The sequence below is a fragment of the Pseudoalteromonas luteoviolacea genome (assembly GCF_001750165.1).
GTDB lineage: Bacteria > Pseudomonadota > Gammaproteobacteria > Enterobacterales > Alteromonadaceae > Pseudoalteromonas > Pseudoalteromonas luteoviolacea_G.
Genome location: NZ_CP015411.1, coordinates 3834085 through 3846704 on the forward strand (window position 1 = coordinate 3834085; position 12620 = coordinate 3846704).

General features: G+C 41.7%; 8 protein-coding genes. 2 read left to right on the top strand and 6 right to left on the bottom strand.

The features are described 5' to 3' along the window. Positions 1-31: 31 nt before the first annotated feature. The 6 genes from S4054249_RS16295 to imuA form a co-directional block, all read right to left on the bottom strand. Positions 32-3847 (bottom strand): two-component regulator propeller domain-containing protein, encoded by a 3816-nt coding sequence (locus tag S4054249_RS16295; RefSeq protein ID WP_145925468.1) that lies wholly within the window; start codon positions 3845-3847, stop codon positions 32-34. 173 nt (positions 3848-4020) lie between these two features. Next, complete coding sequence (locus tag S4054249_RS16300; RefSeq protein ID WP_046354655.1) at positions 4021-4320, bottom strand: hypothetical protein; 300 nt, start codon at positions 4318-4320, stop codon at positions 4021-4023. Positions 4321-4421: 101 nt separating this feature from the next. Further along, on the bottom strand, positions 4422-4790 hold the full coding sequence (locus tag S4054249_RS16305) for a hypothetical protein (protein ID WP_235611258.1): 369 nt from the start codon (positions 4788-4790) through the stop codon (positions 4422-4424). A 65-nt stretch (positions 4791-4855) separates the two neighbouring features. After that, entirely contained in the window at positions 4856-7924 is a 3069-nt protein-coding gene (locus tag S4054249_RS16310) for an error-prone DNA polymerase (RefSeq protein WP_046357486.1), read from the bottom strand. Beyond that, positions 7924-9336, bottom strand: coding sequence for a Y-family DNA polymerase (locus S4054249_RS16315; protein ID WP_046357485.1), 1413 nt, complete (start codon positions 9334-9336; stop codon positions 7924-7926). The genes S4054249_RS16310 and S4054249_RS16315 overlap by 1 nt, the downstream gene beginning before the upstream one ends. Before the next feature lie 7 nt (positions 9337-9343). Continuing rightward, positions 9344-10036: a translesion DNA synthesis-associated protein ImuA gene (gene imuA, locus S4054249_RS16320; RefSeq protein ID WP_046357484.1), complete on the bottom strand. Its 693-nt coding sequence runs from the start codon at positions 10034-10036 to the stop codon at positions 9344-9346. 133 nt (positions 10037-10169) lie between these two features. Between imuA and S4054249_RS16325 the strand changes: the two genes are divergently transcribed. Both S4054249_RS16325 and S4054249_RS16330 read left to right on the top strand, forming a co-directional pair. Then, positions 10170-10865, top strand: a complete 696-nt coding sequence (locus S4054249_RS16325) for an SOS response-associated peptidase family protein (RefSeq protein WP_046357483.1) — start codon at positions 10170-10172, stop codon at positions 10863-10865. Positions 10866-11013: 148 nt separating this feature from the next. Further along, on the top strand, positions 11014-12543 hold the full coding sequence (locus tag S4054249_RS16330; RefSeq protein ID WP_046357482.1) for a hypothetical protein: 1530 nt from the start codon (positions 11014-11016) through the stop codon (positions 12541-12543). Positions 12544-12620 lie beyond the last annotated feature (77 nt).

Below are 12620 nucleotides of genomic sequence, written 5' to 3' on the forward strand. Positions count from 1 at the left end.
ACGTAGCCGGTATGTGAGTTTAATCTATGCTTTAATTATCAATAGGCAGTTTAATGACAAACCGGCACCCCTGGTTATGCGCACTATGGCAAGCAATCTCACCATGAAGCTTTTGGGTCACAATATTGTACACAATATGCATGCCCAATCCGGTCCCGCCAGCACTGCGTCTTGTAGTATAAAATGGGTCAAATACCTTCGCTAAAGTTTCCTTGCTCATACCCACACCATTATCCATAAAGGTCCATTCAATGTGAGATGGTGTGCGCTTCAAACGAATGGCAATTTCACCAGCCTTTTTCCCCTCATCAAAACCATGCCGTACTGCATTTTCAATGAGATTTGTTAGCACTTGAGCAAATGCACCTGGGTAAGTGCATAGCACAATACTGGCATCAAAGTCTGTCTCAACAACTATCTGCGTATGCTTCCATTTTGGCTTTAAACTCATCAAGGTATCTTCAAGATATTGCCCTAAATTCACCTCACCACGTTCTTCAATAGACTGATCTACAGCAACTTGTTTAAAGTTTTTAACCAATTGCGCAGCACGGGATAAATTAGACTCAAGTAAATACAGACTCTCATTCATCACACTTAAAAATGCATTCAGCTTATTCTTTGTTAACTTGCTACTATCAAATAGCCCTTGGCACTCGTCGAGCTCTTTCATAGCATGAGAACTTGCAGTAATACTTATGCCTAACGGCGTATTGATTTCGTGGGCCACACCTGAGACTAAACGTCCAAGACCCGCCATTTTCTCTTGTTGAACCAATTGATCTTGTGTTTGCTGAAGATGGTCATGAGCCTCTTTTAACTGCGCAAATGTGGACTCTAGCTTTTCTACAGACTCTGCATTTGCCAGTGCAATCGCGGTATAATTAGCGATAGTACGTAACATTTGTACATCATTGTCACTGAATGCTGATTTTTTGAAACTCTGCACAGTGATACAACCCAATACCTGTTTATCAATCAGTAAAGGTAAATATATTAAAGATTCCGTGTTCGCGCCGCTCACTGGCGCGGCGACATATTCAACATACTGTTTCAACTCCTCTACGCGATTAATAACAAGTTCACTTTGGTTATTGATACACCAAACAGCAGGGCGACGTAAGTCAGTCAATGAATATTCAAAAGGAGGCAGCTTTTCACCTTGTTCAATCGCCAATTGACATAAGATCCGCTGGCCTGGCGCATCCAAAATTCCAACGACAAATACATCTGCATTCATCAATTCATTGACATGCTTATATACCCGCTCTAAAACTGAACCCAAATGCAGAGTTGACGTGATCTCTTGACCAATTTTACCCAGCATTGAAATATTCTCGGTGCGAGACTGGACCAAAGAATCAAGCGCCATCTGTTGCTGTTTCAGTTCCTTCACACGCCAACGATAAAAACCATAAAATGCCAGTGCAATCAACGCAAACAATGATAGCTTTATCCAAATCGTTTCGAACCATTTAGGCTCTTGTACGATGAGCAAATTAATTTGGCGGTCACTCCATTTACCTTTGCGATTACTCCCTTTAATGTGTAAATGATAATCACCTGGAGGTAATCTCGTGTAAGTTATTCTGCGTTTAGATGCATCTGTGTAAATCCATTTTTCATCGAATCCTTCTAGTTTGTAGGCATATAGATTGTGCTCAGGAGAAGTAAAGTCTAACGCAGCAAACTCAACTGAAAAGCTCTTCGTATCTGCAGGCAAAATGAGTTTTTCAGGAATTGGAGTAGCTTGATTATCAATTTCTAATTCACTGATCACTAGATTCGGCTGATATTGCCAGCTTTGCCAAAGGTCGGGGCGCATTAGTAATATCCCTTTCGTGCCGCCAAAAAGCATGGTGCCATCACGAAGCTTGATGTAAGAACCAGTCCACATGGTGCCTACATCCCAATCGTCTGCACGCGCTAAGTTTTGCCATGTGCCGTGATTTGGGTCTAACCAGCCATATCCGTTCCAAATGCGCCCCTGTGCGTCTTCGAGTAGATTGCCGGCCGTACCTACAGGCCTGCCAACTAGGGTATTTAATGATTCAAACTCAGCATGATGACCGTTTAAATTAACCAAGCGGTCTAAACCATGCGGCGTCGCTACAATAAGCCTTTGCTGAGTATCTAACAGTAAACTATTGATATAGTTATCGGATAAAGTGTTGGTTGTGCCTGCCTCATGACTTATTTCGAGTACTTTTTTGGCTGTGATGAATATCACCAATAGGCCATTACGTGTACCAACCCAAAGCCTGTCTTGGTGATCATAGGCAAAGCTTAAAATCGACTTACCCATAAAGAGATCGCTGCCTGAAAAGTCAGAAATATCTTCAATTTGATTTGTCTGAGTATTTATCAACGCCACCCCTTCACCAGTCCCAACCCAGAGCTTGCCCCCTGGAGTTTCCTGCAAAGTAACTATTTGTATGCTTGGCAGCCCCTCGGATGTGGTATAGCGATAAAAACGCTGCTGTGCAAAGTCATAACGATGTAGACCTTTGTTCGTCGTGCCAGCCCACACACTGCCATCGCGTGTTTGCCGCATGACACGTACATAGCCTTCTGCTAGCGCCTTTGGGTTTTCTGGCTCTGGCCTAAAACCGCCAATAACCCCTAATTTAGGTGAAATGATATCAATACCTGACTGCGCTGTTCCCACCCAAATTTGACCATTATGAAGCTCGACAAACCCTCTTACATCCTCATGTGTCAGTGTATTTTTGCGATCAAGACCACGTACAAATTTTCTAAATGCATTATTTTGAGGGTTATACCGGCTTAAACCACCGCCCCAAGTACCTGCCCACACAACGCCTGAATCATCCACTAGCATGGCCCCCATAGTATCAAGAGGAATGCTATATTCATTTAAGGGTTCATGGCGTATATGCCGCTTTACTCGTGTTGAGGCTGCATCAACAACAGTGATCCCGCCTCCAGATGTGCTTAACCAAATTTCGTCTGGGGTTGGTTGCACAATGCCATTCACCCAATGATGGCTTAATGATTTAAGATCATTCGGATTATGTGATACCCATGCAACCGCATTATGATTGGCGCTGACCTTCGCTGCACCATCATCCGTTGTACCAACCCACATAGCGCCATCGGCAGCTAGAAAGAGTCGAAATACATTCTTACCATTAAAAGCACCATAGGTCTGACCAATAAGTGCTAGTGAGCCTGATTTGATATTTTGAGATATCGGATACGACAGCATGATTTTACACAACCCTTTTTGCGTTCCTAGCCAAAGAGTGTGGTTCGCACCTAGTTGCACAGAGCGCATCCGGGTGGTTTTTAGCGGTTCATCACAACCCGATATGTTCTCTAACCTTGTTACCTTCCCTGTTACGCTGTCTATGTGATTTAACCCGTCATTACTGGCAATAAAAATATTGCCGAGGTTGTCTCCGACCAATGCTCGAATATTGTTATTTGATAAGCTATTTGTATTAGCGGCATCATATTTATAGTGATGAAACTGATTGCTATGCGGATCAAACATAGCGACGCCATCAGAAAAAGTGCCAATCCAAAGCTTGCCATGTTGGTCAGCCCACAAAGTACGAACAAAATTACCTGGTAAGGAACTAGGATCTTGAGGGTTGTGCCCAAAACGTTTAAAACGATAACCATCGTAGCGGATAAGCCCAAACTGCGTGCCTATCCAGATAAACCCTCTACTATCTTGAGCTATTGCCGTGATCACTCCTTTAGGGATTTTCTCGCTATCACCGACCTGTTGAAAAATAAGCTCGCCTAAATCAAAAAACGACCTCTGCTCTGTATCAAAACTGTTTTGTGTATTTGCAAAGACAAAAGTAGAAAAGTACACACTCAGTGTAATAAATTGACAAATGAAAAATCGAAAGGCAACACAGGCGTTCACTACAATATCCGCTTGAAAAGTTCAACGAAGGTAAAGCTTGCACAGTCGTTGAGTATAGATAAGGGATAGAAAGTTGAAAAGAAATCAGCGAATGTAGATGTTAGGCAAGACAAAACGAACTAGTCAAAACCCCCTCCCTCTTTACCGCCTGCAATAAAGCCTAGAAAACGATACAGCAAGCGTGAAATCCAAATGATACACTCGACAGGAAACAAAATAACCGCTTCAATCATATCCAACGCGGTCATGCCTTTTTCTCGATTTTTTTGCTTTGGCCAAATAAAATAGGCACTCAAAAAACAAATCGGAACCAAAGCACAGAAGAGTAGATTAAAGTCATCAGTAAAAATAATATATAAAGCAATACAGGCAATAATAAAAAGCACTGTCGCAACCACTTCACGTATCAACTCAGACATAAATCAATCCTTAAATATTTACTGATAAAACTTATATTACTGATCTTGTTAAGTAAAACGAGTCCCTTCGTTTACTTGAAGCAACGGATCCTTCGTATAATTTAAAAGCGGGTCCTGTCGCTTTTTGCCAAAATACGCATCCTGTCGCTTTTTGCCAAAATACACGTCCTGTCGCTTTTTGCCAAAATACGCATCCTGTCGCTTTTTACCAAAATACGCATCCTGTCGCTTTTTACCAAAATACGCATCCTGTCGCTTTTTACCAAAATACGCATCCTGTCGCTTTTTGCCAAAATACGCGTCCTGTCGATTTTTGCCAAAATACGCGTCCTGTCGATTTTTGCCAAAATACGCGTCCTGTCGATTTTTGCCAAAATACGCGTCCTGTCGATTTTTGCCAAAATACGCGTCCTGTCACTTTTTGCCAAAATGCGCGTCCTATCGCTTTTATTCAGCCAATACTCCTTCACACTTAATTCAATAAACGCAATAAAAAACCAAAAATAACACGCTGAGCTAATTAATTTAAAAAAACTTAATGAAAGTTCCTTGATTGAGCATCAAAGCCAAGTAAAAGCTGGCTTCTATCAATTAACCGCCCTGCGATAACATGAATAACATCGCCTTCTTTTTCAACAATTCCTTTCACTTCCAATAACTTTGCACCTAGATAAGCTTGCTTTTGTGCTCTGGCAGTCCCAGCCCAGACCACCACATTGATATTTCCTGTATCATCTTCAAGGGTAAAAAAGGTTACACCTGCCGCTGTACCCGGGGATTGCTTACCTGTTACTACGCCAATGACTGTAACCACACTTTTATGCGATTTTTCGCAAAGCTCATTCATTCTAGTAAATGCCTTAAGCGCTCCTTTTTCATCTAGTAAGGTGATTGGGTGTTTATTCAAACTGATCCCTGTCGCTGTATAATCTTCCAATAAATTCTCAAAGTCGTTCGGTGATTGAATATCTACCGTTTGTGCAAAAGGTAACTCAATAAATAGTGGCAATGTCACCTCTTGATTCATTAACTGCCAGCGAGCACGATATCTATTATGACTAAAACCCTTCAATGCATTGGCCGATGCAAGACGTTCAAGCGACCCTTTATCTACGCCTAATTCAGATAAACCTTGAATATTGATATAGCCATTGGCTGGGCGCTCATCAACAATTAAAGTTGCTATTGATTGATTCAGCCCTTTAATGATCCTAAGCCCTAATTGAATCGCCCATTGACCTTCAACTTGGCAAACAGAGTGATCATAACTAGATTGGTTCACGCATACAGGAAGAATTGTGACATGATGTCGTTTTGCATCCTGAAGCAACTGAGACGCGCTATAAAACCCCATCGGTAAACTATTTAGTAAAGAAGCATAAAACATGGCTGGATAATAATACTTTAGCCAAGAAGACGCATACGCTAACACAGCAAAAGAGGCAGAATGACTCTCTGGAAAGCCATATTCACCAAACCCACAGATCTGCTCAAAAAGCCGCTCAGCAAATTGATGTTCATACCCCCGTTCAGTCATGCCTTTCAGTAATTTATCCTTGAACTGCATCAACTCACCTGTCTTTTTCCAAGATGCCATAGCACGCCTTAGTTGATCCGCCTCCCCTCCAGTAAACCCAGCAGCTACCATCGCAAGCTTTATGACTTGTTCTTGAAATATAGGCACGCCAAGGGTGCGCTCGAGCACGGCTTTAACGGCTTCAGAGGGGTAAGATACTTCTTCCTCTCCATGACGACGCTTCAAAAAGGGGTGCACCATATCACCTTGAATAGGGCCTGGACGAACAATAGCGATTTGCACGACTAAATCGTAGTAACAGCGTGGTTTTAACCTAGGAAGCATGCTCATTTGAGCACGAGATTCAATTTGAAATACCCCAACTGTGTCTGCTTTTTGTATCATTTCATACACTTTAGGATCATCTTGGCGCTGTGTTAACTGAGCAATGCTTAGTCTACAGCCAGTATGCTTATACACCATTTCAAATGTTTTTCTGATAGCACTGAGCATGCCCAATGCCAATACATCTACTTTTAACAATGCAAGACTTTCTAAATCATCTTTATCCCATTGGATCACTGTGCGCTCAGGCATGGATGCATTTTCAATCGGTACCAGATCATGCAAAGGGCCCGCAGAAATCACAAAGCCACCAACATGCTGCGATAAATGTCTGGGAAAGCCAGTAATTTCATTCACTAACTCAATAAACTGTGCACCTTTTAACGAATCAGGCGCAAGTCCCAACTCGACAATTTGTGCCTGCCAATTTAACCCTCGATCACGTCGATTAACATTTTTAATAAAATATGTCAGTTGCGATTCACTGATACCGAGCGCTTTGCCTACATCCCGAACAGCACTTTTAAACCGGTAAGTGATCACTGTGGCAGCCAGCGCCGCACGTTTTCGACCATATTTTTGATAAATATATTGAATCACTTCTTCACGCCTTTGATGTTCAAAATCAACATCAATATCTGGCGGTTCATTGCGTTCACGACTAATAAAACGTTCAAATAATACAGCCACTTGACGGGGATCCACTGCGGTGATCTCCAGACAGTAGCACACCACAGAGTTAGCTGCAGACCCCCGCCCTTGATATAAAATCCCCTGCGCTTTCGCGAACATGACAATGTCATAAATTGTTAAGAAAAAGTACGGATAATCCAACTCCTCGATGAGTTTCAACTCTTTTTCTATAATTTTTGCAATATCTGTTGGTAGTCCATCAACAAACCTGCGCTTTGAGCCTTGTGCTACGAGTTTACGTAAGTATTGCATCGCGGTTTGACCTTTTGGCACTAATTCGCTCGGATACTGATAACGCAACTCATCTAAATTAAAATGGCACTGTTTGGCTATTTTGTTTGTTTCATCCAACCAAGATGGCTTAAATAACTTCGCGATTTTATCTTTGGCACGCATCGAACGTTCACAATTCACTAATAGCTGTGCTTTGCATTCTTCAACACTTTTGTTGGATTTAACTGCTGTTAATACATGTTGAAGTCGAGTTCTATTCGCGCTGTGCATTAATACCGCGCCAACAGCACACAGGGGTAATTCAAATTGCTCGGATAATATTTCACAGCGTTGGATGTATCGCTTCTCAAGGTTGCTTAAGTCTCTTTGAACTCCAATCCAAGTACGTTTTGGGTGATGACGTGTGAGCAGCTTTCCCCATTCTTCATCTTTTGGCATACCTTGTGGTAACCAAAGGATAAAGCAATGCTTTAATGATAATAAGTCCCAATTTTCAAGTTGATACGCTCCTTTAGTTGCACGGCGTCTGGCATTGCTGATCACTCGGCATAGTTCGCTATAAGCTGCTTTATTTGGACAGAGTAGTACCACTTTTAATGACTCAAAACGCAAGACACTGCCAATAATAAGCTGTATATCCAGTTTGGTGTTTTTAATCAAAGTGTGCGCGCGAACAACGCCTGCCAGTGAACATTCATCTGTGATCGCCAATGCAGAGTAGCCTAAAAAGTGCGCCTGTTTCACCAACTCTTCTGGATGAGATGCCCCTTCTAAAAAAGAGAAGTTACTTTGACAAAAAAGCTCTGCATATTGCATCAGCTAAATATTCCATGAATAAACCAGCGCTGTTGCCTATCTTTAAATATCCATAAGCGCCTAAACTGCTCATCTTGTGCGATAAAGTAGTCTCGCTCAATTTCATGCCCATCCCACCAGCCCGTTGAGATCCGTTCGGGACCTTGTAATAGCATAACCTTGTTATGAAGCGGCTGAATTTGAGCCAGCAAAAAATTAGGCCTAAGTAATGGCGCTGACTTCTCAGTGACTGAAGGTTTCGAACATTGTAATCTCGGCTCACAGTGGTTTGTAGCATACTCGGGACGCGCATCTGGCATGGTTTGTATTCCATGTATCGCGCCTTCTCCTAACTTTGCGCGCAGTACGCTGAGCAGGTCTGCTCTCGACATGGTACCAATTGGCTCAGAAAATAAATCATCATTGTGATTAGATGGTTCACAAAACTTATCCACTCTTAAAGTGATGGCTTGCAAAGGTGCAGATAGCTGCGTTCGTTCAAGCACTAGGTGACATAAATCTTGCCATTTTTGAGCCCGGTACTCACCTTGCGAACTCCCGACTTTTAAAACGATTGCTTCGGTGTCCCTTTGTACCAAGGTCAGTGCTATTTCATGCGTTAATTTATCACGTGACTTTAAGAACTCTTCAAGTTGTTGTAATAACTTATAAAGTGGCTTTGTCAAATAGGAAAGGTTTTCTAATTCAAACAGTAAGGTGATGTCACGCTGAAATATCTGCGGTGGCTGATAAAATTCGACAGGATGATGGAGTTTTCCTTGTAGCCTACCAACGTAATGAACTAGTTCAGTATCAAAGCGCTTTCCCAGTTCAACCAAAGGAATATCTAACAGCGACTGTACAGTTTTAACACCAACTCGTTGTAGCTGTTGTTTTCGCCGCTCGCTAAACGCCAATGATCCTATCGGTAATTTACCTACCTCTGCAGACAAAGTTGCTTTATCTTCATCTATCTTATCAAACGCTGCTTGAGCAAGCAGCTGCGCCGCCAAAGGCGAGTATCCAAGGCCAAAATGATAGTACACTTGCTGTGACATAAGCCGCGTTTGAATAACTTTCCAATAATGTGCCAAGTTAGGATGCAAAGGCAGCATATTAGATACTTTAAGCAATAAGCCATTAGGCGCTGAAATGTGAATTTCAGCCGTGTCTAAATACAAACATTGAGCCAGCTCTTGTATCCGCTGTTGTTCATTACGCTCTTTAAATTCATATACAGATAATGAGGTATTCATTGCTGCCGCCGTACCTAAACCCATACCGATATTTATACCGAGTTGCCGAGCAGCATCGTTTAACTGAACCACAACATGTTTTTTACTGGAGACTATAATCGTCGGTGGCATCAACGCATCTTGCGCTAACAAACCATCTAACTGTAGCTGAGGAAAATGTAAGTAAAGCCAAAGCACTTTTCTTTTACCTACTGATACTGCGTACAAAAGGCAAAACTTGCCCTGACTGCTCAGACTCATCTCGAAGGATAAGCTGTGGCCAAAGCTGGGGCCATGTCAGTGTGATTTTGGGTTTGGCCCAACCACCTTTCAATTTAGTCACTTTAATATCCAGCCCTTCTCCCCTTGGGGACAACTGCATAGATAAACTCACGGGTAATGAACCGCCTTGAGCAGGATTACAACGTAATAAGCAACACAAGCTTTGCCCAGTTTGTGCACTCAAAATTAGCCGTTTTACCTGATGTATTTGTAGCTCTTGATGCCACAACAATACACTGCTGCAAACACCGCTTTTTAGACATTGCTCAGCAGCCCAAAGTGCTTCCGTCGGATCCGATATTGAAAGCACCCAAACTAACTCTGTCACTATATTTTGATGTAATAATGCGTGAGCATTCACATTAGCGGGCGGGTTTATCATCACACAAAGGCGTGATTGCTCGCGGATGAAAGGCAACAATAAGGCCACTTCTCCAATACCGACTTGGCATTGGATATCGACGATACCGGGTATAGGAAAACCACCTTCAAGGCAGGTATCCAATGTTTCATAACCGGTACTTTGCTTCTCAACTGATCGCTGAGACAAAGGCGCATTATCAGTCCCATGCCATACGAGATTCTGATGCTGTAAAAAATCAATTAAATTGGCCATATCACACACTTTACTGTATACATATACAGTATTATAGATCATAGTTAAAAGTGCAAGTATGATCACTTCTTATCATTCAACGCTAAACTAAAGTGAGCATCACTGATGTATGAAGTGAAGATTAGGAGTGAGTATGTGCGGCCGACTCAATATCACTGATGACCCATTTGTGATCCAAATTTTATTGGATTTAGGTATCGAAAACCCGATAGAAAAAGTTCAATTTTCTCGCTTCAAACGCGCGACAGATAAGATAAGTATCATATATCAAGAAAATAACCAGCGTCTGCTCACCGATGCTATTTGGTGGTTGTTACTATCAGAAACGACAACAGGATTTAAGCCTTCAAAATATACGTCGTTTAACAGCCGATACGATAAACTCAATGTAAAAAGTAGTGCAGCATACCACCCATATAGGTACCAGCGCTGCATTGTGGTGGCAAAAGGGTTTGGCGAAACTCAAAATAATAAAGGAAAACCCCAGCATTATCATGATTTTAAAGCACACAATGCAGCATTGTGCTTCGCAGGGTTATATAAAAAGTGGCTACATCCAATAACAGGAAAATATACTTTTTCTTGCTCAATTATAACCCTTCCCCCTCACCCTAAACTGAAGCCTTTTCACGATAAAGCCAGTCCATTGGTATTGCCACAACAGCCTGAGCTATTAAATAAATGGTTAGATGATAGCTACCATGAAGTCAGTGCATTTTCCCCTCTACTCACTCCATCTTTGCCACAAACACTTATTGCTCAGCAAATTGATAAGCCTAGTTTGTATAATCCAGTTAGCGAAGAAATTGTTATCGAACACGATCTCTAACTTCTTTAACTGCATAAAAAACAAGCTTGCCTCGCAAAAAAAGCAATACTAAATCAGTATTTTTATTTGCAATTTAGAATAAATACTAAATATTTTATTTAGCCTACCGACAAGTGCTTTGAAATTACAACTAAATAAGGAAAGGAAAATGAAAATTAAGCCTTTAGTGCTTGCTTTGGTCAGTTTATGTAGTAGTCAATCTTATGCTCAATCAATCGCACAACTCAACTTTGAACAATCCCTGGAAAACATAACAGTGAACTATGGCGATGTGACTTCTATCGCGAGGACGAATATCAACCCAATCTCTGACCAGTATAGCCTTCAAATAAACGCATTGAGTCACTTTGAAATTGAGCGCTCTTTCGAGCTTAATCAAGCCTTTACAAAGTCTACCCCCTTCGAAGTCAGCTTTGACGTAAAGTTACCAGCGCTTGCAGATGCTCAATTTGCTCAAGATATTTTATTTTACACCTCTTTTACTATTGAATTTAATGATGGTAGCCAAATGCAAATATATGGCTCAGACGCACATGTTGTGCCACCACAAGCACAAAGCATCCATTCTTTTGATACTAAAACCACACTGCCAAAAAACAAAAAAATCAAACACGTATCCGTACAATGGAGCATGCATCTACTCGAAGAGATGCCTGTCATCTTTGATAATATCTCGGCCACAATTGGTGAAAACCATGGTGAAACGAGTACCATGATCGCCCACTTCCCGATTCAGGGTAATTTTGAGTCTGCAACACAAGCACAGTTAAATACATACTTTAGGGATAATCCAACGCTCATTCACTTCCCAACAGAGTCAGGGCAAAGTGGTGTGCAAATTAACGCAGATGACAACGGGCGCTTTAAATTAAAATTTGAAAAAAATAATCTATTTATTGTCCACTCAACGCCTGAATATTTAGCCACATATGTCACTTTACATAATCCAGGCAATAAGTCGCTTGCTGTCAATTTTTCAGGCCGTGCAGACTACACCAAAGAGCTCTCAGGGACTGCAAATACAATTGCAAACTATAACACACTCGTATTGGCTGCAAACGAAACCAAACGCGTACCTTTAGTGCTTGATTTCAGCGATGACTATTACACCTCAGCCATTTCATCCGTGTATTTTGAAATTGAATCAAACGACCTCCTTGTGATCGATGACCTCGATATGTACAGTGCGTCGAACAAAATCGACGGTGCGATATATCAAGTATTGAATGATTATGAAGCTGGTCGCATTGATTTCACAACCCGCTACCCCGATGATGTCTCAATCGCTATTGACCAAAACTCACCGCTGTATGGCGACAAGAGCCTCACGCTCTCTCTATCACCATGGCGACAAGCAAGCTACTCACATTTTTTCCCATGGGGCGAGGAAGTGTTTGCAAATCAAATTCACACGCAATTAGACCTTAAAGCAACCCAAGCTGACTATGGCAAACCAATTCAAGTATGTACGGATGTTTATTACCATGGTGGTGAGCGCGCTTCATTTTGCGAAGAACGCGTATTAGGGAAAGGCAGTTTCCAAATAAACGAGATATATACGCTAGACCAAAGCAAAGCATTATATCGTTTACTAATTAGAGTACGATCATTTAGCAGCTCAACTGCCACTGTGAGTATTGATAATTTCTCATTAAAATACTGGCGTCACTCTCAATAGGCTATAAACTTTGAGGCTATCTGACACTAGCTTCCAAGTTTGCATATAGACAAAAAGCGGAGCCATATGGCTCCGCT